The following is a 21,062-nucleotide window of genomic DNA, read 5'->3' on the forward strand; positions in this document are numbered from 1 at the left end:
CGCCTCGGATTCAGAGCGCGGGCGTGACACCGGCGATCACCCCCTGCAGCTGCGACATGAGCACTCCCCACACCCCGGTGACCATGAGCACGCCGAGGACGATGAGCACCGCTCCCCCGACGAGGTTCACGGTGCGGATGTGGCGGCGCAGGAACGCCACCGAACGGGTCGCCCAGCCGAAGCCGAGCGCGATGAGAAGGAACGGGATGCCGAGGCCCAGCGAGTACGCGAGACCGAGCACCGCACCGCGGGAGGCGGACGCGGCATCCAGCGACATCCCCAGGATCACGGTGAGGGTCGGGCCGATGCACGGCGCCCAGCCGACGCCCATGGCAAGGCCCAGGAGCGGAGCACCGACGAGTCCCAGGTTGCCGCGCACCTCGGGCTTGACAGTGCGCTGGGCGAAGCCGAACAGGCCGATGAACACGAGGCCGAGGAGGATGATCACGACGCCCATCACCCGCGTGATGAGGTCGCGGTAGGTGAGGAAGAAGAGCCCGACCGAGCCGCCGAGGATGTTCATCGCCATGAACACGACCGTGAAGCCGGCGATGAACAGCAGTACGCCTCCGACCAGGCGGCCCCGGGCGACGGTGGCGGTGCCGCGCCCTGCAGCGGCGGTTGCCCGGCGCGGCGCGACGGCGCCGCCGATGAAGCCGAGATAGCCGGGCACGAGCGGGAGGACGCACGGCGACAGGAAGGAGACGAGCCCGGCGAGCACGGCGATCGGGATGGCCACCCACAGGGCGCCGCCCGCGACGAGGTCGGTCACGACTTCTCGCCGAGTGCGGTCTTGATGAGCGCTGTCAGGATCGACGCATCCGGAACCGCGCCGACGATGCGTGCCGTCGGGCGCCCGTCGGGGCCGAGCACGACCGTGGAGGGCGTGGCGCTGAGCGGCACGATCCCGGCGAACGCCGCCGTCACCGACTTCGTGTCGACATCGATGACGCTCGGGTAGGTGACGTCGAACTCCTTCGCGAAGCTGCGCGCCGTCGCAGCCTGGTTGTACGTGTTCACACCGAGGAACGCGACATCCTCACCAGCCGATTTCTGCAGCGCCTTCTCGAGGATCGGAGCCTCCTGCCGGCACGGCGCGCACTCCGCGTACCAGAAGTTGATGACGGTCACCTTGCCGGCGTAGTCGTCGCTCGAGACCTTGCTGCCGTCGTCGAGCGTGCCGGAGAAGTGGATCGCCGCAGGTCGGTCGGCCCCGCTGTACTCCTTCACGGCGCCGTCACCGGAGATGTACCCCTTGTCGTCTCCGGAGCGGTACTGGGCGGCGAGGTCGTCGCCCGTGCCGGTGCAGGCGGTCAACCCCGCTGCGAGCACGAGTGCGGCTGCGGCCGCGGCGGCCGCCTTCAGGACGTTGCGCATCACACAGCTCCCACGTCGATCGAGCCCGCGGCGGTCGCGGGCTCGGCGTATCCGACCTCGACCCATCCGGCGTCGGTGCGCTCGAAGCTCGTGACGCTCGAGAGCGCGCAGCGCCGCCGGCGCGGATCATGCGGGGCGGGGAGCCCGGCGATGGAAAGGTGCGTGACCCAGATGGGCAGCTGGTGTGAGACGATGACGGCGTCACCGGTCTCGGTGCGGTCCCACGCATCGGTCATCGCGGCGTCCATGCGCGCGACGACCTCGGCGTACGGCTCCCCCCAGCTGGGGACGGCCGGGCGGCGCAGGTGGCGCCAGTTCAGCGGATTGACGAGCGCGCGGCGCATCCGTCTGCCCTCGAAGACGTTCGTCGGCTCGATCACGCGCTCGTCGACGAGCGGCTCGATGCCGAACAGCTCGGTGAACGGCTCCGCCGACTCGCGGGCGCGCTGCAGCGGCGAGCACACGAGCGCCGTGACCGGCCGCTCGAGCCCGTGCACGTACTCCGCTGCCTGCCGCGCCATCTGGCGCCCGGTGGTGCTCAGCCGGTAGTTCGGGAGTCGCCCGTAGAGCACGCGGCGGGGGTTGTGGACCTCCCCGTGGCGCACCAGATGAAGGCGATCAGCAGGCACCGCTCAAGTCTACGGTGCGTCCCCTTCAGAGCGGGCTGGGAGCCGGCGGGACCCTTCGCCTGTCGCGAATCGACCTCCCTTCCCGCCGGAAGGTCGATGTGCGACAGGTGAGCGGTCCGGGTCAGGGTTCGACGGCGCGCGCGAGCAGTTCGGTGAGCAGGCGCTCGGTGACCGGATGCGGCAGCGCCTCGATGAGCGCCATGAACGGCGCCATCTGCGCCGGCAGTGCTCCGCCGCCGCGGAGACCGATGCCCGCGAGCAGGCTGGCCGCCGTGTCGGAGTCGAGCCGCTCGGGCAGCTCGTCCGGCAGCGCCCCGAGCACCTGTGCGGCATCGACGGGCGGCACGCCGCGGACGGCGTCGGCGGCGGCCACGAGCGCCGGCACGAGCTCGTCGAGCCCCGCCTCGGTGACGGGGGTGACGGTGAGGTGCGTGGTGTGCGGGAGACGGATGCCGTCGGCCTGCGTCAGTCCGGGCTGCTGCTGCAGGATCCACCCGTGTGCGCGCACGGCGTCGGCCCAGTGGTGCGGGTCGACGCGCCGCTCGGGCGCCGCGCTCTCATCGGTCGCCACGGCGAACAGCGGCCCGGTAGGCCGACCCACGACCTTCAGGCCTTCGATGCCGTCGATCGAGGCCAGGAGCGCGTCGGTCGCCCGTGCAGCCTTCGCCGTCAAGTCTGCGAACCCTTCGGCGCCGAGCGCGCGGATGATCGCCCATGCCGCCGCCAGCGCCCCGGCGGGCTTCGAGCCGAGCAGCGTCGGGTTGACGACCGGGTATCCCGGCCAGTCGGTGGTGGCGAAGTACTGCGCCCGGTGCCGATCGCGCGCGGAGTGCAGGAGCACGCTCACACCCTTCGGCGCATAGCCGTACTTGTGCAGGTCGGCCGACAGGCTCGTGACGCCGGGAACGCGCAGGTCCCAGGCCGGAAGGGACGCGCAACCCCCGCCCTCGCCTGGCCAGAACGGCAGCACCCATCCGCCGATGCACGCGTCCACATGGCACGAGACGCCGGCTGCCAGGCATGCCGCTGCCACCTCGGCGACCGGGTCCATCCCCGCGAAGGGGTACGACGGCGCCGAGACGACCACGAGCGCGACGTCGGTGCCGATCCGCTCGATGAGCGCCGGCGCCTCGAGCGTTCCGGTCATCGCAGAGACGGGCACGCCGTCGAAGATCAAGTCGAACAGCTCGGCGGCCTTGCGGAAGGCCGCGTGCGCGGTGACCGGCGCGACGATCCGCGGCGTGCCCGTGCCGCCGGCCGCGCGCCACAGGTCGCGCGCGGTCCTCACGGCGAGCAGGCACGATTCCGTGCCGCCGGACGTCACCGAGCCGACCACATCCTCGCCTCCGCCCAAGATCGAGCGGGCGAACCCGACGACCTCGCGCTCGAGCGCCGCCACAGAGGTGAACGTCGTCGGGTCGAGTCCGTTCACCGGCTGCATGCGCCGGGCCGCCTGTGCGGCGAGCTCGTCGAGGGCGGCATCGCCCGAGTCGTAGACATAGGAGAGCACGCGGCCGCCGTGCGTGGGGGCGTCGTGGGCGCGGAGCTCGTCGAGCTCCGCCAGGATCACTGCGTCGTCGAAGGTCACGCGGTCATCCTAGGCGGCCTCGGCCGCCGCCCCCGGGCCGGCACCGGCCGCCGCCCGGGCGCCCGCATGGCCGACGCATCCGGCCCCGTAGACTTGACGCTCGTGAGTGAACGTATCCTCGTCAGCCAGCTCGCCGCCCGCGAAGACGGCCCCGTCTCCGTCTCGGGATGGGTCGAGACCGTCCGCGACCAGAAGAAGGTGCAGTTCGTCATCCTGCGCGATGAGACCGGCGCCGTGCAGCTCGTGAACCCGGCGACGCGTCCCGACCCCGAGAAGGACGATCAGGATGCCGCGGCCCTGGCCCTGACCGAGGAGATCTCGAATCTCGCCCACGGCACCTTCCTCACCGTGACCGGCGAGCTCAAGCACGACGAGCGCGTCAAGCTCGGCGGGATCGAGATCAAGATCTCCGGCCTGGAGGTCGCATCCGCTGCGCACCCCGAGACGCCGATCGCCGCCGACTCCAGCATGGACAAGCGGATGGACTGGCGCTTCCTCGACCTGCGCCAGCGTCGCAACAACCTCATCTTCCGCGTCTCCACGACCCTCGAGCACGCGATGCGCCAGTACTGGATCGACCGCGACTACGTCGAGATCCACACCCCGAAGCTCATGTCGAGCCCGTCGGAGTCGAACGCCGAGCTGTTCGCGCTCGAGTACTTCGGCGACCAGACCGCGTACCTCGCGCAGAGCCCGCAGCACTTCAAGCAGATGGCGCAGGCCGCCGGCTTCGGCAAGGTCTTCGAGATCGGCGACGTGTTCCGCGCCGACCCGAGCTTCACGAGCCGGCACGCCACGGAGTTCACGAGCGTCGACGCCGAGATCAGCTGGATCGATTCGCATGAGGATGTCGCGACGATGCAGGAGGAGCTGCTCGCGGCTGCGATCCAGGCGGTCAAGGACAAGCACGGCGACGAGATCACCGAGCTGTTCGGCATCGACATCGTCGTGCCGACGCTGCCGTTCCCGCGACTCCCGCTCGCCGAAGCCCGGGAGATCGTGAAGGCCCGCGGCTACGACAACCCGCGCACCGACGGCGACCTCGACCCGGAGAGCGAGCGCCAGGTGTCAGCGTACGTCGAGGAGACGTACGGGCACCAGTTCGTGTTCGTCACCGACTACCACCCCGAGATCCGGCCGTTCTACCACATGCTCGACGAGAGCACGGGGCTCACCCGCAGCTACGACCTGCTGTTCAAGGGCGTGGAGATCACGACCGGCGCGCAGCGCGAGCACCGCATCGAGGTGCTCGAGAAGCAGGCGCTCGAGAAGGGCCTGAAGCTCGAGGGCCTCGAGCACTACCTCGACTTCTTCCGCTACGGCGTGCCACCGCACGGGGGGTTCGGCATGGGCCTGGCGCGCGTGCTCATGCTGCTGCTGGGCGAGTCGTCGATCCGCGAGGTGACGTTCCTCTTCCGCGGCCCGACGCGCCTCGCCCCGTAGCTCCCGGTCCCTGCGCTCCCTCGCCCGACGACCGGCGAGGACGGTCGCGAGTCAGATCTCGAAGTCGGACTCAGATCTCGAAGTCGACGGCGACGCGATCGCTCATGACGCTGCGGATATAGGCGAGCACTTCCTGGTGCACGGGATGCGTCGCATAGGCCTCGAGCCCGTCGCGGTCGTCCACGTCGACCACGAGGGCGACATCCCAGTTCCCCTCGATGACGCCCGGGCCGGCGGTGACCGACCTGATCGCGGGCACCACTGCGTCGAGCGCCCGGATGCGCGCGGCGATGTCACGCGCCTGCTCGGCGCGCACCGCGGGATCGTCGGCAGCGAGGCGGAACGCCACCACGTGCCGGATCGTCACCGGCCGACCGCCGCGGCGTCGAGCAGCGCGTCGTGCAGCCGCTCGGGCGCGACCCGCCAGTGCGCATGCAGCGTACCGTCGATCAGGACGACCGGGATCTTCTCCCACCACTGCGCGTACAGCGCAGGGTCGTCGGCGATCGAGCGTTCGACGACCTCGACGCCGTCGGCGACGCGCTCGGGGAGTTCGGCCAGCACCTGCTCGACGACGCCGTGGGCGACCTCACAGAGATGGCAGTCGGGCTTGCCGATGAGGGTCACGGTCGTCACAGTCTCATCCTACGTTCGCCGCCCGGCGCAGGATGCGGGGCGCACCGCGCGCGGCGGAAGCAGCGCTCAGTGCTCGAGTGGGAACCCGCTCGCCGCCCACTCCCCCGTGCCGCCGTCGACGTTCGTCGCGTCGTGGCCGCGGGCCTCGAGCGCCTGCACGACGCGGGCCGAGCGCCCGCCCGCCTGGCAGATGACGTGGAACGGCTCGTCGGGCAGCTCGTCGAGGTGCTCGCCGAGCGTCGACAGAGGCAGGTTGATCGCCCCGGGCACGTGGCCGCTCGCGTACTCGTCGGGCTCGCGCACGTCGATGAGCGGTGCTCCGCTGCCGACACGCAGCTGCTGCACGGTGATGGACTTCATGGGATCCTCCGCGGGTTCGGGCAGAACACGAAGCGCCCGTCCAGGCGGACAGGCGCTCGGTGTCTGGGCCGCTTACTTCTTGTTGCGGCGCTGGTGGCGAGTCTTGCGAAGCAGCTTGCGGTGCTTCTTCTTCGCCATGCGCTTGCGGCGCTTCTTGATGACAGAACCCACGGAAAACCTCACTAAGTCGGGGTCTGGACGCGGTCACACACCGCGGCCGGGAACGGGCAGATGTAAATATGCCAGGGGACAGTTTAGCCGACGTCGGCGATGGGCCGGTGCAGGGCCTCGGCGACCGCCGACTCGGGCACCCGGTAGCTCCGCCCGAACCGCACCGCCGGCAGTTCGCCGGCGTGCACCAGCCGGTACACGGTCATCTTCGAGACGCGCATGATCTCCGCCACCTCGGCGACCGTCAGAAAGCGCACGTCGGGCAACTCGGCCATGTCTTCTTCCCTCTCCCCAGTTGAGTGATTTCCCCAGATCGCTGATCACTCTATGGTGTCAGTGCGAGTTGTGTAAACCCATGATGCCGGTGTGACGGATGCGGGTCACCCGCGCCCGTGCTTCGCGGCCGCTGAGTCGGGCTCAGCCCCGGGGCGCTGCGTCGGCGATCACGTCGCGCAGCGCCTCGGCATGCCGGTCGGGCTGCCGCTCGCGGGCATACGCGAGCGCACGCTCTCCCGCCCGGACCAGCGGCTCACGGTCGCGCACGAGTGCGATGAGGGATGCGGCCAGCCCCGCAGCATCCGGGGCCGCGGTGCCGACGGCAGCGCCGTCGAACTCCTCGGCGAGCACCGGGTCGGTGACGATCACCGGGCGCCCGCGCGTGAACGCCTCGAGCGCGATCATGGGCTGGTTGTCGAAACCGAGCGAGGTGATCAGCACGGCGTGCGACGCCGCCACGAGCTCGGCCACCCGCTCCCCCGGCACGCGGCCGTGGAACACGACGTCGGGCTGCGCACGCCCCTCGCCCCCGGCGACGTGCAGACGGATGCGTCCCGGGCCGACGGTCTCGCGGGCGTCGCGCACCGCCTCGAGCGCGACGTCCACCCGCTTCTCCGGCGCGAACCGCGCCGCCCACACGAGCGTCAACGGCTCGGCCGGCGGCTCCGGTGCCGGCTGCAGCGGCTCGGCGACGTTCGAGAACGCGCGGGCCGATGCCACCCCTGCGCTCTGCAGGGCTGTCGCCTGGTGCGCCGACGGCGACAGCACGGCGTCCGCCCGCAGCGCGACGCGCAGCGTCATCCCGCGCAGCGCGTTGTTGATCGCGGTGCTGCCCGTGTAGCGCTGCGTGGTCGGTATCCCGGTGATCCGGCGATGCAGCATCCGCACGAGCGGGGCGAGCGGGGCGAGCGCGCGGGGGGCGCGCCAGAAGAACGTGTGCACGGTGTGCAGCACCGGCACGCCGCGCGCTGCTCCCGCCGTCAGCGCGGCAGCGGCGAGCGCGAACTCGGAATGGACCACGAGCGCCCGCACGTCGTGGCGGTCGATGAGCTCGCCGAGGCGCACCGCGAGCTCCGCCGGCGCCCCGAGCACGGGCAGGTCGAGCACGGGCAGCGTCCAGCGCACCCGGGGCGGGACGGGAACGATGTGCGGTGTGCCGGCGAGCACATCGGCGTCCGGGGCGACCACGATGACCGTCCATCCCTGGGCGGCGAGGCTGCGGGCTTGCCGGAGGAACGCCGTCTGGGCGCCGCCGAGGTACCGCAGCGAGTAGTCGCACAGCAGCATGACGGCCGTGCGGCCGTGCGCATCCGGTGGTGTCATCGTGTTCGGAATCGGCACCCGGCTCAGCGCCCGGGAAGCTTCTTCAGTGCGCTCTCGAAGGCGTGCTTGGCGGATGCGGCGGCCCGCCCGACGACCTCGGCCGCGTGCGCGGCGGGCTCGGGCAGTGCGACGGGCGCGATCTCCTCCGCGGGGCTCGCCGCCTGGTCGAGGAACGGGACGATCCAGTCGTCCACCTCGTCGAGCGGGTGCGGCTGCAGCCGGTAGAAGCGGTGCTGCCCTTCTTCGCGCACGACGACGAGCCCGGCTTCGCGCAGCACCTTGAGGTGCTTCGAGACGGTGGGCTGGCTCACACCGAGCTCGGCGACGATCTGCGAGACGCTCGTGCCGTTGTGGCCGGCGGCGGACCGGTCGAGCAGCAGTCGCAGGATGTCGCGCCGGGTGCCGTCTGCGATCACGTCGAAGATGTCCGCCATGCCCTTAGGTTAGCCGGGCGCCCGGCTGAGTACCATGACACAGGTGTCAGCACATCCGGAGAGGGGCGCCCGACGCAGGACCGTCGTGCGACGGCTCCTGACGATGCTCGACGACCTGCGCGACGGGCTGCGGGAGCTCACGACGGAGTCGCCGGCGCGGTTCGCGGTCGGCATCTTCCTCATCCTCATCACGGTCTTCACGGTGCTCCTGTCGCTTCCCGCCGCGACCGCCGACGGGAAGACGACGCGGTTCGCCGATGCCCTCTTCACAGCGGTCTCGACGGTGTGCGTGACGGGCCTGTCGACGGTCGACATGGGGACGCACTGGTCGCCGTTCGGCCGCCTCGTGATCTACATCGGCGTGAACGTCGGAGCGCTCGGCGTCCTGACTCTCGCGTCGATCCTCGGCCTCGTGATCTCCAAGCGCCTGGGCCTGCGCGCCAAGCTCATCGCCGCCGGCGACACCAACCCGCTTCGCGTGCACGGCGGTCCCGTGAATGAGGGCCAGACGGTGCGCCTCGGCGAGGTCGGCTCGCTGCTGGCCACCGTGGCGCTGTCGACCCTCATCATCGAGGCGGGGCTCGCCGTGCTGATGTACCCGTCGCTCCTCGTGGGCGGAGTCGACCCGGTGCGTGCGCTCTGGGAGGCGCCGTACTACGCGGCGATGTCGTTCACCAACACGGGATTCGTGCCGAACCCGGAGGGCCTCGAGCCGTTCCAGCACGACTACTTCTTCCTCACCGTGATGATGACCGGCGTCTTCCTCGGCTCGATCGGGTTCCCGGTGATCTACACGCTGGCCCGTCAGCGGTGGCACGTGCGCCAGTGGTCGCTGCACGCGAAGCTCACGATCATCACGACGGTGCTGCTGTTCGTGCTCGGTGCGGCGGTGTTCCTGCTGCTCGAGTACGACAACCCCAAGACGTTCGGCGACCGTGATGCCTGGGACACGGTGTATCAGTCGTTCTTCCTGTCAGCGATGACCCGGTCGGGCGGCTTCTCGACGATCGACATCAGCAGCATGCACGGCTCCTCGCTCATCGTCGGCTCCATGCTCATGTTCGTGGGCGGCGGGTCGGCGTCCACGGCGGGCGGCATCAAGGTGACGACGCTCGCGGTGCTCGCCCTCGCGGTGTGGAGCGAGGCGAAGGGCCGCCCGTCGGTGCAGGCGTTCGGCCGACGCATCCCGAGCGATGTGCAACGGGTCGCCCTGTCGGTGGTGGCGTGGGGCGCGACCCTGGTGGCGGTGTCGACCGTGACGATCGCGCAGATCACGAAGGCCCCCGTGGCCGACGTGCTGTTCGACGTCATCTCGGCGTTCGCCACCGTGGGTCTGTCGTCGGGTCTCACCGAGACGCTGCCGGATTCGGCGAAGTACGTGCTGGCGGGCACGATGCTCTTCGGCCGCGTTGGTACAGTGACACTCGCCGCGGCGGTCGCCGCGACGTCGCGTTCGCAGCTGTACTCGCTGCCGGTGGAGAGGCCGATCGTTGGTTGAGCAGATCCGTGGGGATGCGCCCGTCCTGGTGATCGGGCTCGGCCGGTTCGGCGCGGCGTGCGCAGGCGAGCTCGACCGCCTCGACCGCGATGTGCTCGCGATCGACGCGAACCTCGAGCTCGTCCAGAAGTGGAGCGAGCGCGTCACGCACGCCGTGCAGGCCGACGCGCGCAACATCGACGCTCTGAAGCAGATCGGAGCGCAGGACTTCCAGGTGGCGGTCGTGGCCACCGGTTCCTCCATCGAGGCGTCGGTGCTCATCACGGCGAACCTCGTCGACCTGAAGATCCCGCAGATCTGGGCGAAGGCGGTGTCGCAGGCGCACGGGAAGATCCTCGCTCGCGTCGGCGCGAACCACGTCGTCTATCCCGAGCGCGAGGCCGGCGAGCGCGTCGCGCACCTGGTGAGCGGCCGCATGCTCGACTTCATCCGCTTCGACGACGACTTCGTCCTGGCCAAGATGTACCCGCCGAAGTTCATCCGGGGGATCGGCCTCAACCAGTCGGGCGTGCGCACGAAGTTCAACGTGACGGTGGTCGGCGTGAAGAGCCCCGGCCGGCCCTTCCGCTACGCGGAGGCCGACACCGTCGTGACGAACCACGACCTCATCATCGTGTCGGGCACCAACTCCGACATCGAGCGGTTCGCCTCACTCGAGCGCTGACGCGGGTCTCTCCGCTCTCTCCTGCGCGCCCTCTGCGGCGAAGTCGTACGATCTCGCCGAATGCACATCGATCTGCGCGCGGAGTGATGTGCACCCGCGGGTTTGATGTGCAGTGGCGGCGGGGGCGAGGAGGACCCGCGGGGCACGGCGATGGACGGCGCGAGCGGCTGGCCCGGCGGGTGTCGGCGGCGGGCGGGGAGGGCACGGGCGCGCGGCGGATGTCAGTGGCCCGGGCCAGGCTGGCGGCATGGACAACACCGATGAGCAGGATGCGGCGATCCGCCGCTGGCTGGCCGGCTACGAGCAGGCGTGGGCGTCGAACGATCCCGACGACATCCGCACGCTGTTCACCGACGACGCGGAGTACCGCACCGCTCCCTGGCGGGACCCGTGGCGCGGCGTCGACGAGATCGTGGAGAACTGGCTCGAGCGCCGCGACGAGCCGGACACGTACACGTTCCGCTGGGAGGTGCTGGATGCCTCACCGCGCCGGCACTTCGTTCGGGGCGAGACGACGTATCTCGGCGACGAGCCGTCCCGCTACAGCAACCTCTGGATCGTCGAACTGGCGCCGGACGGCCGTGCACGCGGGTTCACGGAGTGGTGGATGAACCAGGCGTCGACGTCGTAACCGTCCCGCGGAGCGGTTCCGCGCTCTTCCGCGGCGGCGGGGTGGCCCCGGCTCAGCGGCCGGCGGCCATCTCGCGGGCGCGCGCCAGCGCGGCATCCGTCGCCCGGCCGAACAGCTCGTCGAGGTGGGCGTCCTCGAGCACCGCGACGGCCTTCTCGGTCGTCCCCTTGGGGCTCGTCACGCGGCGCCGCAGCTCGGCGGGCTCGTCGCCGGATGCGTCGAGGAGAGCGGTCGCGCCGATGAACGTGCGCTCGGCCATCGCGCGGGCCTGCTCGCGGGTGAAGCCCTTGGCCTCGGCTGCAGCGGTGAGCTTCTCGATGAGCAGGAAGACGTAGGCGGGGCCGGAGCCCGAGATCGTGGAGAGCGCGTCGATCTGGCCCTCGTCGACCTCGATCACGGTTCCCACGGTCTCGAACAGCTCGCGCACGACGGCGACGTGCTCGGGGTTCGCGAATGAACCCGCGGCGAGCCCGGTGACGCCCTTTCCGACGAGCGACGGGGTGTTGGGCATCGAGCGCACCACGGGGACGCCGTCGCCGAGGATCTCCTCGAACGTCGCGATCGTGACGCCCGCGGCGATGCTCACCACGACCGTGCCCGGCCGCAGGGCCGGTCCGATCTCGCGCAGCAGATCGGGGACCATCGCCGGCTTGACGCCGACGAGCACGACATCCGCGGCGGCCGCCGCATCCCGGTTGCCCGACGCCGTCCGCTCGAGCGCGATGCTCACGACGCCCGGCAGGTCGGCGAGGGCGTCGGCCTTGGCCGCGGTGCGGTTCGTGACCGTGATGGTCCGGGCGCGCTGCGAGGAGACGAGGCCGTGCAGGATCGCACCGCCCATGGAGCCGGCGCCGATGATCGCGAGAGGAGGCAGCATGCGGCTCATCCTACGGCGCGCGCTCCGCAGGGCGTGATGCGCACGGTCGGGGAGCGCACCGCGCGGATATAGTCGAGACAGGAGCGCTGAGGAGGCCGATCCATGACCGTGTTCGACGGCATCGCCGCACGCATCGTCGAGGGCACGGGGGTGAGCATCCTCGAGCGCACCGCCGACGATCCGAGCACCCCCGGCGAGCGGACCGTGGTGTTCGTGCACGGCAACGTCTCGTCGGCGCTGTTCTGGCAGGAGATCATGGAGGACCTGCCCGGCGACATCCGGGCGATCGCCGTCGACCTGCGCGGGTTCGGCGGCAGCGAACCACGCCCGGTCGACGCCACCCGCGGGGTGCGCGACTACGCCGATGACGTGCACGCGGTCGTCGAGGCGCTCGGCCTGGGTGCCGTGCACCTGGTCGGCTGGTCGATGGGCGGAGGCGTCGTGCTGCAGTACGCGCTCGATCATCCCGTGCTGAGCCTCACCCTGCAGGCGCCCGTCTCGCCGTACGGATTCGGCGGCACCCGCCGCGACGGTTCCCGTGCCACCGACGACGACGCCGGATGCGGCGGCGCCGCCGCGAACCCCGACTTCGTCGCGCGACTCGCCGCCGGCGACGAGACGGATGAGGCTCCCACCTCGCCGCGCAGCGTGTTCCGGTCGAGCTACGTGTCGCCGGACTACGTCACGGCGCACGAAGACGTGTGGGTCGCGTCGATGCTCAGCACGTCGACGGCCGAGGGGAACTACCCCGGCGACGGCGTCGAGAGCGCGAACTGGCCAGGCTTCGCGGCGGGCGACGTGGGGGTGCTGAACACCATGGCGCCGAAGCACTTCGATGTCTCCGGCATCGTCGACCTCTCCCCCAAGCCGCCGATCCTGTGGGTGCACGGGACCGCCGATGCGATCGTGTCGGACGCCTCGTTCTTCGACATCAACCAGCTCGGCAAGGCCGGGGTGATCCCCGGCTGGCCGGGCGAGGAGGCCGCTCCGCCGCAGCCCATGGTGAGCCAGACCCGTGACGTGCTCGAGGCGTATCGCGCCGCCGGCGGCGCCGTCACCGAGCTGCAGATCGAGGGCGTCGGTCACGCGCCGCACCTGGAGCGGCCCGGGGTCTTCCGCCGGGCACTGCTGCAGCAGATCGGCTACATCGGCCCCCGTCACGATCCCGCCCCGCCGACGGAGACCATCATCCTCAAGTCCGAGGACTGACACGCATCCCCCACCGAGGACCGTTCCCCTGTCGCAGATCGACCTCTCCGGCGTCCGAGAAGGTCGATTTGCGACAGGCGAGCGGTCCCGTCGGGGACTCCGCACGGCCGGGAGACGAGGATGAGCGGTCCCGCCGTCGGGAACCACGGACGGCCTTCCCTAGACTCGTCGCATGAGCGCATCGGGCGGCAGTAAGGCGATCGTGGCGGCATTCGCCGCGAACCTCGGCATCGCAGTGGCGAAGTTCGTCGCGTGGCTGTTCACCGGGTCGGCGTCGATGCTCGCCGAGGGCATCCACTCCGTCGCCGACAGCGGCAACCAGGTGCTGCTGCTGATCGGCGGGCGCCGCGCCCGGCGGCTCGCCGACCGCGAGCATCCGTTCGGCTACGGCCGTGAGCGCTACGTCTACGCGTTCGTCGTCTCGATCATCCTGTTCTCGGTCGGCGGCGTGTTCTCGATCTACGAGGGAGTGCAGAAGCTGACGCATCCGCACGAGCTCGAGAACGTCTGGGTGGCGGTGCTCGTGCTGGTGATCGCGATCTGCCTCGAGTCGTTCTCGCTGCGCACGGCGGTCAAGGAGTCCGCGCCGCATCGGCAGAAGGGCGAGTCGTGGCTGGCGTTCATCCGTCACGCGAAGGCCCCCGAGCTGCCTGTGGTGCTGCTGGAGGATGTCGCGGCCCTCACGGGTCTCGTGTTCGCGCTGTTCGGCGTCGGGCTTTCGTGGCTGACGCACAACCCCCTGTTCGACGCGATCGGCACGCTCATGATCGGCACCTTGCTCGTGCTCGTCGCGATCACCCTCGGGATCGAGACGAAGAGCCTGCTGGTCGGCGAGGGCGCGAACCGGCGTGACGTCGACGCCATCGTCCGGGCGATCGAGTCGGGTTCGGAGGTGAGGAACATCATCCACCTGAAGACCCTCTACCTCGGCCCCGACGAGGTGCTCGTCGCGGCGAAGCTGGGATTCCCGGCCGACCGGTCCCTCGGAGCTGTCGCCGCCGACATCGACGTCGTGGAGTCGCGCATCCGCGAGGCGGTTCCCGCCGCGCGGGTCATCTACCTCGAACCCGACGTGTACCGCCCCGCCACCGCCGCGCCGCCGACCGAGGCGGTCATCCTGAAGGCCGAGGACTGATCCGATGGAGTTCGTCGTCTTCACCGAGCCGCAGCAGGGCTTCAGCTATGACGACCAGCGCGCGTCGGCCCAGGCCGCCGAGCGGCTGGGGTTCGACGCCTGGTTCCGCAGCGACCACTACATGCGGATGGGCGCGGGCGATCCACTGCCCGGCCCCACCGACGCGTGGACGACGCTCGCGGGGCTCGCCGTGCAGACGACCCGTATCCGGCTGGGCACGCTCGTCTCGTCGGCCACGCACCGCCACCCCGGAATCCTCGCGATCCAGGTCGCTCAGGTCGATGCGATGAGCGGCGGCCGGATCGAGTTCGGGCTCGGCACCGGCTGGTTCGAAGCCGAGCACGGGGCCTACGGCATCCCGTTCCCGGCGAAGCGGTTCGGCATGCTGGAGGAGCAGCTCGAGGTGATCACCGGCCTGTGGGCCGCCGAGGGCGCCTACTCGTTCGCCGGCGAGCATTACACGCTCGAGGATGCGCCGGCGCTGCCGAAGCCGGTGCAGACGCGGGTGCCGGTGATCGTGGGCGGCGGCGGTCCGCACCGCACTCCGGCGATCGCCGCGCGGTTCGCGACCGAGTTCAACATCGGCTTCCAGCCCGAGGATGTCATCGCCGAGAAGTTCGCCGGCGTGCGTGCCGCCTGCGAACGGATCGGGCGCGACCCCGACACGCTGAAGCTCTCCGTCGCGCTGCCGACGCTCGTCGGCAGCGACGAGGCGGAGCTGTCACGCCGCGCGAAGGCGATCGGGCGCAACCCCGACACGGTCCGCCGGCCCGACGTGATCGCGGGACTGCCCGACGAGATCGTCGAGAAGGTGCAGCGGCTGCGAGCCCTCGGCGCGGAGCGCGTCTACTTCCAGCTCATGGACATCCGCGACCTCGAGCACCTCGAGCTGCTCGGCACTGCGGTGCTGCCGCGCCTGGGCGCCCTGTGACGCCGATCCGCCGCAGTCAGCGACGCACGTCGAAGAACGCGCGCAGCAGTGCCGACGCCTCGTCCTCGCGCACACCGCCCACGACCTCCGCCCGGTAGGGAAGGCGCCGATCGCGCAGCACGTCGTACATCGACCCGGCGGCGCCCGCCTTGTCGTCCCACGCGCCGAAGACGACGCGGCCGACGCGAGCCTGCAGGATCGCTCCGGCGCACATGAGGCAGGGCTCGAGGGTGACGACGAGCGTATGGCCCTCGAGGTTCCACGATCCAGCGGATGCCGCGGCCTCGCGCAGCGCCACGAGCTCGGCGTGAGCGGTGGGGTCGCCGACGGCCTCGCGGCGATTCATCCCCTCACCGACGGTACGCCCGTCGGCATCGAGCACCACCGCTCCCACGGGCACGTCGCCGCCCTGGGCCGCGAGGACCGCGAGCGCCAGCGCGCGGTCCATCGCCGCGTCGATCGCCGGGTCCATCGGGGTACCGGAGGGAATCGTCACGTCTCGAGAGTACGGGGCCGTGCCCTACCCTGAGTACATGCGCGTGCACATCGCAGACCACCCTCTCATCACCCACAAACTGACGGTTCTGCGTGACGAGCGCACACCGTCGCCGGTGTTCCGCCAGCTCACCGAAGAGCTCGTGACGCTGCTCGCCTACGAGGCGACGCGGGACGTGCGCGTCGCCCCCGTCGACATCACGACACCGGTGACCACGACGACGGGCGTGCGCATCGACGACCCCCGTCCGCTCGTCGTGCCGATCCTGCGCGCCGGTCTCGGCATGCTGGAGGGGATGGTGAAGCTCCTCCCGACCGCGGAGGTCGGCTTCCTCGGGATGGTGCGCGACGAGGAGACGTTCGAGCCGACGACCTATGCCGAACGGCTGCCGACCGACCTGTCGGACCGGCACTGCTTCGTGCTCGATCCGATGCTCGCAACGGGCGGTTCGCTGGGGGCTGCGATCGACTTCCTGTTCCAGCGGGGTGCGCACCAGATCACGGCGATCTGCCTGCTCGGCACCCCGGAGGGCATCGCGAAGATCGAGGAGCAGGTCGGCGATCGCGATGTGACGCTCGTGCTCGGTGCTCGGGATCAGGGCCTGAACGAGCTCGGCTACATCGTGCCGGGCCTCGGCGACGCCGGCGACCGTCTGTACGGCACGGTCTGAGACGGCGATGCGGCGATCATCGCCGGCGATCCGGCTCGGAACGGCGACCGCCGCCGGCTGCCTCGCGCTCCTCCTGACGGGGTGCCTCCCGGAGCCGACGCCGACACCAACCGTCACCGCGACCCCGTCGCCCACCGCGACAGCGGCCGCGCGCCCCACCGGCGCGCCCGGTCCGTGCCAGGATGCGGTCCCTTCCGTGCCTGTGGACGACCCCGCCGAGGTGGAGCAGCTGGGCGGGGTGACCCTCGCGGTGCCCTTCGACCGCGGGCCGATGCGGTACGCGACCGGCGAGGCGATCCTCGCCGACGGGGTGCCCGTCGCGTACAAGGTCGCGCCCGGCGACGTGTTCTCCCTCGTCGCTGCGCGCCTGTGCATCGGCGAGCAGTGGCTGCACTGGGTCAACTCGGTGCGCCGCGACAGCGACGAGCTGTTCGCCGGCGACACGCTGAACCTCGACGCCCACACGATCACGAGCGTGGGCGATCAGAACGGCGTCGTGTACGACAATCGGCTGCCCGACGGGTTCGTCATCCCGCCGCAGCGCTGACCCGGGTCAGGAGGGCGAGCGCTTCCCGGTCTCCTGCTCCCAGAACTCCAGCTGCTGCGTGAGGGCCTTGGCGAGCTCGAACACCTGCTCGGGCGGGATCCGGATGCGGCTCACGACGCGCGCCGGCACCACGGCGACCGTCTCCCCCGTCTCGGGGTTCGTCTGCTCGCGCGGCGGCTGGGCGAGCGTGACGAAGTCCATGACGAACACCGTCGGCGTGTGCCACACATTCGCGAAATCGGCGTAGTTGCCCGGAATGATCTCGGGCGGCAGGTCGATCTCGAACTGCTGCGGCAGGTCTTCGCTCATGCGCCGAGTCTACGGGCGGCATCGCGCAGGAGCAGACGGATGACGCCCACCGTCACGGGACGGCCCCTCATCGGCTGGGGCTGCACCACTCTGCTGATGCGCCAGGAAAACACAGGCGCATCAGCGGGAAGCTGCAGCCCCGGGGAGAACACACCCGCATCAGCGGGAAACTGCAGCCCCGGGGAGAACCCGCCGCATCAGCGGGAAGCCGCAGCCCCGGGGAGAACCCACGTGCATCAGCGGGAGCTCGCAGCCCCGGAAGCCGGCCCGCCGGTCGACGCCCCGTCAGGACGCGTCGACCAGCCGGGCGAACGCGCTGAGCCGGGCGACGCCCTCCGGCGTCCACGGCAGGTCGTCGAGGAGCCCCGGCGCGTACACGAGGTAGGCCGCGACCTTCGCGCGCGAGATCGCGACGTTCAGCCGGTTCTGCAGCAGCAGGAACTCGAGCCCGCGCGGGGCGTCCTTCCCGCTGGAGGCGGCAAACGACACGATCGAGACGGCGGCTTCCTGTCCCTGGAAGCGGTCGACCGTCCCCACCGGGACGTCTCCGAAGCCGGCATCGGCGAGCGCCTGCTCCACCATGACCTGCTGCGCGTTGTACGGCGTGACCACGATGATGTCCGCCTGGGTGAGCGGGCGCGCCGGCAGCGCCTGGTCGCCCTCCACCTCGGTGAACGCCCGCCCGAGCAGGTCGCGCACGATCCGCACGACCTCCGCCGCCTCCTCCGCGGACTGCGTCGCGTTGCCGTGGTGGCGGACCGGCACCGGGTGCACACCCGGTTCCACACCCTCGACGGCACGCAGCGCGGCACACGGGTGCGACGCCAGCTCGCCCGCGTATGACAGGTGCGAGACCGCCCGAGCGACGTCGGGGTGCATCCGCCACGTGCGGTCGAGGAAGAAGCCGTACTCGGCGGGCAGCACGGCGGCGCCGTCCATCACCCAGCCGAGCGCCGACTCATCCACCGGCTCGGGGTGGGTGCCCTGGCTCACCTGCGGCAGCTGCTGCGGATCGCCGAGCAGCAGCAGCCGGTCGGTGCTCGCGGCGACGGCGATCGTCGAGGCGAGCGAGAACTGCCCGGCCTCATCGACCACCAGCAGATCGAGGGAGCGGCGCGGAACGCGTCCGGTGTGGCTGAAGTCCCACGCCGTGCCGCCGACGACGAAGCCCTCCTCCGCGTGCTCCTCGGTGAACCCGGCGAGGGCGTTCTTCGCGAACGCCGTGAACGACACCTCGCCGTCCGCGCCGGCCTTGCGCGCCTTGCCGACCTGCTCGGCCGGAACCCCGGCGGCGACGACCTGGTCGAGCATGTGCTCGACCACCGCATGCGACTGCGCGACGACGCCGATCTTGTAGTGATGGTCGCGCACGAGCGCGGCGATGACATGCGAGCCGACATACGTCTTGCCGGTGCCGGGCGGACCCTGCACGGCCAGGTGACTGCGATCGAGGTCGAGGATGGCCTGCGTGATCGCCGCCACCTTGTCGGAGCGGTCTGTCGGCAGGGCACCGCTCCGGGTGCGGGGAGGCCGGCGGCGCAGGATGTCGGTGGCGGGGTCGGCGGGGAACCGCGGAGATGCCGCGACCAGTGCGTCGGCCCACTCGTCGATCGCACCCTGCTGGTTTCCGGCGCGTGGCGGCGACGCCGGGGTGAGGGCGACCGGCAGCCGCGACCAGGTCTGCCCGTCGACCGCCGTCTCGGCGACGACGGCGCCGTCATCGAGCACCTCGAGCACCTCCACCTCGCGGGCCAGATGCACCCAGCGCGGCATCGTGGCGGCGCTGAACGGGGCGGGAAGCTCGTACAGCGCGAAGGGCCGCGACCCCTCGCTCAGCCGGGTGCCGGGCGCCAGGTCGCCACGCAGCCGGACCACGCGGCGGATCGACCGCGGCCCCGGCACCCACTGCTCGACGAGCTCGCTGCGCTCCCCGTCGACCACCACGACGTCGCGGGTGTCCTCCCACACCGAGACCGGCTCGCGCAGCCGCAGGAAGTGCGCCGCCCAGAACGCCTTCGCCTCGCGCGGGTAGTAGTCGATGGCCGCCGCCCCGAGCCGCAGCGCCTCGACATCCGCCTCGACCGCACCGGAATCCTCGGCCCCGCCCGCGATCCGCAGCAGCGCCTCCGATCGGGGCGAGGGCGCGTATGCGGTCTCGACCGACTCGACGTCGCGCGAGGGGACGAGACCCGCCTCCCGGGCGCGCTCCACCAGCCAGTCCCGCAGGCGCCGTGTCGACACGCAGTCGTACCGGTTGTAATCGGCGAGGTCGTCGAGGACCGCCTGCGCCTCGGCCTCCTGGCCAGCGTCGCGCAGCGCGCGCGCCTGCACGTACTTGACGATCGAGTCGTCGCCGCGCTGCACGTCGCTCGTGCGCACCTCGTCGCCCATGTACAGCGGCTCGAGCTTCTTGATCGAGTACGAGCGCGATCCGACCTTGAGCGCCCGGCGCACGATCGGGTACAGATCGACGAACACGCCGTCGCGCAGCAGCGTATCGATCTCGGCCTCGCGCACGCCGTGGCGCGCCGCCATCGCGAGCAGGTGCGTCGGCTCGTACGGCGCGTAGTGGTAGATGTGCATTCCGGGATGCGCCGCCCGCAGCGCCGCGACGATGTCGCAGAACCGCTCGAGAGCCGCCTTCTCCTCGGCGAAGCTGTGCGCCCACAGAGCCGAGTACTCCTCACGCACATCGACCCAGCCGAACAGGTAGTCGATCCCCCAGTCGCGGGCCGCGCCCTCGGTGTACAGCGGATCGCCCTCGAAGTCGAAGAACAGGTCGCCGTGATCGGGCCGAGGCAGGGCCCCGATCCCCTTGGGGAACACGACCTCGTACGTCGGCACCGCCGGGTGGGCGGAGCCTTCATCCGCCTGCTCGTACAGGGCGGGGATGCCGGCGGGGCTCTCGAGCTGCAGGCGCGCCTGCGTGCGCAGCATGCCGAACGTGTCGGCGCTCATGCGCGGCGGAGGCGCGGGCGCCGCCGCGAGCTCGTCGATCGTGGTGACGCCGGCGGCGCGCAGCCGCTCGCGCTGCACGGGCCGCATCCCGGCGACCAGCAGCAGATCGCGGAACGCGACGACCTCGCGGTCGCAGGTCGGGCACCGGCCGCAGGCGACGACGCCGAGCTCCCCCCGCTCGTCGCCCCAGGCGATGGCCGGGTGGTCGCCGGCGAGGTCCAGCCGGCGGTCGGCGACGAGGGCGCGCAGCCGCTCACGGCGCAGCCGGAACACCGGCGCGAGGTCGTCCACGGCGTGCACGCTCGTCGTGCCGTCGCCGAGGAGCAGTTCGACCCGATCGGCCCGCGGAACGCCGAGCCTGTCGAGCTGATCGACATATGCCGCCAGCTGCATGAGAGCGGTCACCCGCGCGTGCCGGGCGAGCTTCGAATCCTGCACGACCCACCGGCGATCGCCGTCGCGCACGAGGAAGTCGGCGAAGCCGACGAACTCCGCGGTCGCGAACGTCGCCTGATAGATGACCTCCACCGCGTCGTCGCGCAGCGCCGCCGCGGTGGCGGCGACGGCCTCCGCCATCGCGGCCGCGTCGGAGGAGTGCGTCTCGGCGATCTCGACGACGGCGTCGCCGAACCGCTCGCGATACGCGACGAGGACGCGCCGCTCATGCTCGGTGCCGAGCAGTCCCGCGCGCTTGAGCGTCTCGTCATCGGGGTCGGGAACCGCGGCGACCCGGCCGAGCTTCGCGTCGATCGCGCGCAGCCAGGCGAACTCGCATTCCGCGGCCGCCTTCAGATCGCTGGCGCTCCAGACGATCCGGCCTTCGTCCTCGATGTACCGCATACCTTCCCTTCCGCTTCGACCCTAACCGCGGTGTCGGACACTCCCCGCGCGGCGAGAGAG

At 71.1% G+C, this 21,062-nt stretch carries 24 protein-coding genes; 9 read left to right on the forward strand and 15 right to left on the reverse strand.

Annotated features, from left to right (window positions below):
• Nucleotides 1-10: 10 nt before the first annotated feature.
• The 4 genes from AC3RX1_RS12670 to AC3RX1_RS12685 all read right to left on the reverse strand — a co-directional run bounded on the left by AC3RX1_RS12670 (nucleotide 11) and on the right by AC3RX1_RS12685 (nucleotide 3,594).
• On the reverse strand, nucleotides 11-772 hold the full coding sequence (locus AC3RX1_RS12670; RefSeq protein WP_491501600.1) for a cytochrome c biogenesis CcdA family protein: 762 nt from the start codon (nucleotides 770-772) through the stop codon (nucleotides 11-13).
• Nucleotides 769-1,377 (reverse strand): TlpA family protein disulfide reductase, encoded by a 609-nt coding sequence (locus AC3RX1_RS12675; protein ID WP_491501601.1) that lies wholly within the window; start codon nucleotides 1,375-1,377, stop codon nucleotides 769-771. Before AC3RX1_RS12675 ends, AC3RX1_RS12670 begins: the two co-directional genes overlap by 4 nt.
• Nucleotides 1,377-2,006 carry a histidine phosphatase family protein gene (locus tag AC3RX1_RS12680; RefSeq protein WP_491501602.1) on the reverse strand — a complete coding sequence of 210 codons (630 nt, stop codon included), beginning with the start codon at nucleotides 2,004-2,006 and terminating at the stop codon, nucleotides 1,377-1,379. The genes AC3RX1_RS12675 and AC3RX1_RS12680 overlap by 1 nt, the downstream gene beginning before the upstream one ends.
• A 121-nt stretch (nucleotides 2,007-2,127) precedes the next feature.
• A complete protein-coding gene (locus AC3RX1_RS12685) occupies nucleotides 2,128-3,594 on the reverse strand; it encodes a pyridoxal phosphate-dependent decarboxylase family protein (RefSeq protein WP_491501603.1) in 1,467 nt (488 codons plus the stop codon).
• A 102-nt stretch (nucleotides 3,595-3,696) separates the two neighbouring features.
• Between AC3RX1_RS12685 and aspS the strand changes: the two genes are divergently transcribed.
• Nucleotides 3,697-5,037: an aspartate--tRNA(Asn) ligase gene (gene aspS, locus AC3RX1_RS12690; protein WP_491501604.1), complete on the forward strand. Its 1,341-nt coding sequence runs from the start codon at nucleotides 3,697-3,699 to the stop codon at nucleotides 5,035-5,037.
• A gap of 70 nt (nucleotides 5,038-5,107) precedes the next feature.
• Here the strand turns inward: aspS and AC3RX1_RS12695 are convergent, their stop codons facing one another.
• The 7 genes from AC3RX1_RS12695 to AC3RX1_RS12725 all read right to left on the reverse strand — a co-directional run bounded on the left by AC3RX1_RS12695 (nucleotide 5,108) and on the right by AC3RX1_RS12725 (nucleotide 8,237).
• Nucleotides 5,108-5,404, reverse strand: a complete 297-nt coding sequence (locus tag AC3RX1_RS12695) for a Dabb family protein (protein WP_491501605.1) — start codon at nucleotides 5,402-5,404, stop codon at nucleotides 5,108-5,110.
• Nucleotides 5,401-5,673 carry a glutaredoxin family protein gene (locus AC3RX1_RS12700; protein ID WP_491501606.1) on the reverse strand — a complete coding sequence of 91 codons (273 nt, stop codon included), beginning with the start codon at nucleotides 5,671-5,673 and terminating at the stop codon, nucleotides 5,401-5,403. Before AC3RX1_RS12700 ends, AC3RX1_RS12695 begins: the two co-directional genes overlap by 4 nt.
• Nucleotides 5,674-5,739: 66 nt before the next feature.
• Nucleotides 5,740-6,033, reverse strand: a complete 294-nt coding sequence (locus AC3RX1_RS12705; protein ID WP_491501607.1) for a rhodanese-like domain-containing protein — start codon at nucleotides 6,031-6,033, stop codon at nucleotides 5,740-5,742.
• 72 nt (nucleotides 6,034-6,105) lie between these two features.
• Nucleotides 6,106-6,204 carry a 30S ribosomal protein bS22 gene (locus AC3RX1_RS12710; RefSeq protein WP_003792170.1) on the reverse strand — a complete coding sequence of 33 codons (99 nt, stop codon included), beginning with the start codon at nucleotides 6,202-6,204 and terminating at the stop codon, nucleotides 6,106-6,108.
• A gap of 83 nt (nucleotides 6,205-6,287) precedes the next feature.
• Nucleotides 6,288-6,479 carry a helix-turn-helix domain-containing protein gene (locus AC3RX1_RS12715; RefSeq protein WP_491501608.1) on the reverse strand — a complete coding sequence of 64 codons (192 nt, stop codon included), beginning with the start codon at nucleotides 6,477-6,479 and terminating at the stop codon, nucleotides 6,288-6,290.
• A 142-nt stretch (nucleotides 6,480-6,621) separates the two neighbouring features.
• The gene (locus tag AC3RX1_RS12720; RefSeq protein WP_491501609.1) at nucleotides 6,622-7,803 is read right to left on the reverse strand and encodes a glycosyltransferase family 4 protein; all 1,182 of its coding nucleotides are present in this window, start codon (nucleotides 7,801-7,803) and stop codon (nucleotides 6,622-6,624) included.
• A 23-nt stretch (nucleotides 7,804-7,826) separates the two neighbouring features.
• Nucleotides 7,827-8,237, reverse strand: a complete 411-nt coding sequence (locus tag AC3RX1_RS12725; RefSeq protein ID WP_491501610.1) for an ArsR/SmtB family transcription factor — start codon at nucleotides 8,235-8,237, stop codon at nucleotides 7,827-7,829.
• 103 nt (nucleotides 8,238-8,340) lie between these two features.
• On the opposite strand from AC3RX1_RS12725, the gene AC3RX1_RS12730 reads away from it, so the two are divergent.
• From AC3RX1_RS12730 to AC3RX1_RS12740, 3 genes are all read left to right on the forward strand, one after another.
• Nucleotides 8,341-9,735 carry a TrkH family potassium uptake protein gene (locus AC3RX1_RS12730; protein ID WP_491501713.1) on the forward strand — a complete coding sequence of 465 codons (1,395 nt, stop codon included), beginning with the start codon at nucleotides 8,341-8,343 and terminating at the stop codon, nucleotides 9,733-9,735.
• Nucleotides 9,728-10,399, forward strand: a complete 672-nt coding sequence (locus AC3RX1_RS12735; protein WP_491501611.1) for a potassium channel family protein — start codon at nucleotides 9,728-9,730, stop codon at nucleotides 10,397-10,399. Before AC3RX1_RS12730 ends, AC3RX1_RS12735 begins: the two co-directional genes overlap by 8 nt.
• A gap of 247 nt (nucleotides 10,400-10,646) precedes the next feature.
• On the forward strand, nucleotides 10,647-11,030 hold the full coding sequence (locus AC3RX1_RS12740) for a YybH family protein (protein WP_491501612.1): 384 nt from the start codon (nucleotides 10,647-10,649) through the stop codon (nucleotides 11,028-11,030).
• 52 nt (nucleotides 11,031-11,082) lie between these two features.
• On the opposite strand, the gene proC is transcribed toward AC3RX1_RS12740, so the two are convergent.
• Nucleotides 11,083-11,916, reverse strand: coding sequence for a pyrroline-5-carboxylate reductase (proC, locus tag AC3RX1_RS12745; protein ID WP_491501613.1), 834 nt, complete (start codon nucleotides 11,914-11,916; stop codon nucleotides 11,083-11,085).
• Between the two features lie 93 nt (nucleotides 11,917-12,009).
• On the opposite strand from proC, the gene AC3RX1_RS12750 reads away from it, so the two are divergent.
• From AC3RX1_RS12750 to AC3RX1_RS12760, 3 genes are all read left to right on the forward strand, one after another.
• A complete protein-coding gene (locus tag AC3RX1_RS12750) occupies nucleotides 12,010-13,116 on the forward strand; it encodes an alpha/beta fold hydrolase (protein WP_491501614.1) in 1,107 nt (368 codons plus the stop codon).
• Nucleotides 13,117-13,288: 172 nt separating this feature from the next.
• Nucleotides 13,289-14,251, forward strand: a complete 963-nt coding sequence (locus AC3RX1_RS12755; RefSeq protein WP_491501615.1) for a cation diffusion facilitator family transporter — start codon at nucleotides 13,289-13,291, stop codon at nucleotides 14,249-14,251.
• 4 nt (nucleotides 14,252-14,255) lie between these two features.
• Complete coding sequence (locus AC3RX1_RS12760; RefSeq protein ID WP_491501616.1) at nucleotides 14,256-15,182, forward strand: LLM class F420-dependent oxidoreductase; 927 nt, start codon at nucleotides 14,256-14,258, stop codon at nucleotides 15,180-15,182.
• A 16-nt stretch (nucleotides 15,183-15,198) separates the two neighbouring features.
• Here AC3RX1_RS12760 and AC3RX1_RS12765 read toward each other — a convergent pair whose 3' ends face one another.
• Entirely contained in the window at nucleotides 15,199-15,654 is a 456-nt protein-coding gene (locus tag AC3RX1_RS12765) for a nucleoside deaminase (protein WP_491501714.1), read from the reverse strand.
• Nucleotides 15,655-15,715: 61 nt separating this feature from the next.
• Here AC3RX1_RS12765 and upp point away from each other — a divergent pair, with 61 nt between their 5' ends.
• Complete coding sequence (gene upp, locus AC3RX1_RS12770; protein WP_491501617.1) at nucleotides 15,716-16,348, forward strand: uracil phosphoribosyltransferase; 633 nt, start codon at nucleotides 15,716-15,718, stop codon at nucleotides 16,346-16,348.
• 196 nt (nucleotides 16,349-16,544) lie between these two features.
• Nucleotides 16,545-16,895 (forward strand): hypothetical protein, encoded by a 351-nt coding sequence (locus tag AC3RX1_RS12775; protein ID WP_491501618.1) that lies wholly within the window; start codon nucleotides 16,545-16,547, stop codon nucleotides 16,893-16,895.
• 6 nt (nucleotides 16,896-16,901) lie between these two features.
• On the opposite strand, the gene AC3RX1_RS12780 is transcribed toward AC3RX1_RS12775, so the two are convergent.
• Both AC3RX1_RS12780 and AC3RX1_RS12785 read right to left on the reverse strand, forming a co-directional pair.
• Nucleotides 16,902-17,204 carry a DUF3467 domain-containing protein gene (locus AC3RX1_RS12780; protein WP_491501619.1) on the reverse strand — a complete coding sequence of 101 codons (303 nt, stop codon included), beginning with the start codon at nucleotides 17,202-17,204 and terminating at the stop codon, nucleotides 16,902-16,904.
• 285 nt (nucleotides 17,205-17,489) lie between these two features.
• Nucleotides 17,490-21,002, reverse strand: coding sequence for a TM0106 family RecB-like putative nuclease (locus tag AC3RX1_RS12785; RefSeq protein ID WP_491501620.1), 3,513 nt, complete (start codon nucleotides 21,000-21,002; stop codon nucleotides 17,490-17,492).
• Between the last annotated feature and the right edge of the window lie 60 nt (nucleotides 21,003-21,062).

The sequence above is a fragment of the Microbacterium altimontanum genome (assembly GCF_058349865.2).

What these genes read in the sequence shown, in the direction of transcription:
- AC3RX1_RS12675 (WP_491501601.1), bottom strand. Translation starts at nt 1,377, where the DNA reads ATGCGCAACGTCCTGAAGGCGGCCGCCGCGGCCGCAGCCGCACTCGTG.
- AC3RX1_RS12705 (WP_491501607.1), bottom strand. Translation starts at nt 6,033, where the DNA reads ATGAAGTCCATCACCGTGCAGCAGCTGCGTGTCGGCAGCGGAGCACCG.
- AC3RX1_RS12715 (WP_491501608.1), bottom strand. Translation starts at nt 6,479, where the DNA reads ATGGCCGAGTTGCCCGACGTGCGCTTTCTGACGGTCGCCGAGGTGGCG.
- AC3RX1_RS12720 (WP_491501609.1), bottom strand. Translation starts at nt 7,803, where the DNA reads ATGACACCACCGGATGCGCACGGCCGCACGGCCGTCATGCTGCTGTGC.
- AC3RX1_RS12725 (WP_491501610.1), bottom strand. Translation starts at nt 8,237, where the DNA reads ATGGCGGACATCTTCGACGTGATCGCAGACGGCACCCGGCGCGACATC.
- AC3RX1_RS12730 (WP_491501713.1), top strand. Translation starts at nt 8,341, where the DNA reads ATGCTCGACGACCTGCGCGACGGGCTGCGGGAGCTCACGACGGAGTCG.
- AC3RX1_RS12740 (WP_491501612.1), top strand. Translation starts at nt 10,647, where the DNA reads ATGGACAACACCGATGAGCAGGATGCGGCGATCCGCCGCTGGCTGGCC.
- proC (WP_491501613.1), bottom strand. Translation starts at nt 11,916, where the DNA reads ATGAGCCGCATGCTGCCTCCTCTCGCGATCATCGGCGCCGGCTCCATG.
- AC3RX1_RS12750 (WP_491501614.1), top strand. Translation starts at nt 12,010, where the DNA reads ATGACCGTGTTCGACGGCATCGCCGCACGCATCGTCGAGGGCACGGGG.
- AC3RX1_RS12755 (WP_491501615.1), top strand. Translation starts at nt 13,289, where the DNA reads ATGAGCGCATCGGGCGGCAGTAAGGCGATCGTGGCGGCATTCGCCGCG.
- AC3RX1_RS12760 (WP_491501616.1), top strand. Translation starts at nt 14,256, where the DNA reads ATGGAGTTCGTCGTCTTCACCGAGCCGCAGCAGGGCTTCAGCTATGAC.
- AC3RX1_RS12765 (WP_491501714.1), bottom strand. Translation starts at nt 15,654, where the DNA reads ATGGACCCGGCGATCGACGCGGCGATGGACCGCGCGCTGGCGCTCGCG.
- upp (WP_491501617.1), top strand. Translation starts at nt 15,716, where the DNA reads ATGCGCGTGCACATCGCAGACCACCCTCTCATCACCCACAAACTGACG.
- AC3RX1_RS12780 (WP_491501619.1), bottom strand. Translation starts at nt 17,204, where the DNA reads ATGAGCGAAGACCTGCCGCAGCAGTTCGAGATCGACCTGCCGCCCGAG.
- AC3RX1_RS12785 (WP_491501620.1), bottom strand. Translation starts at nt 21,002, where the DNA reads ATGCGGTACATCGAGGACGAAGGCCGGATCGTCTGGAGCGCCAGCGAT.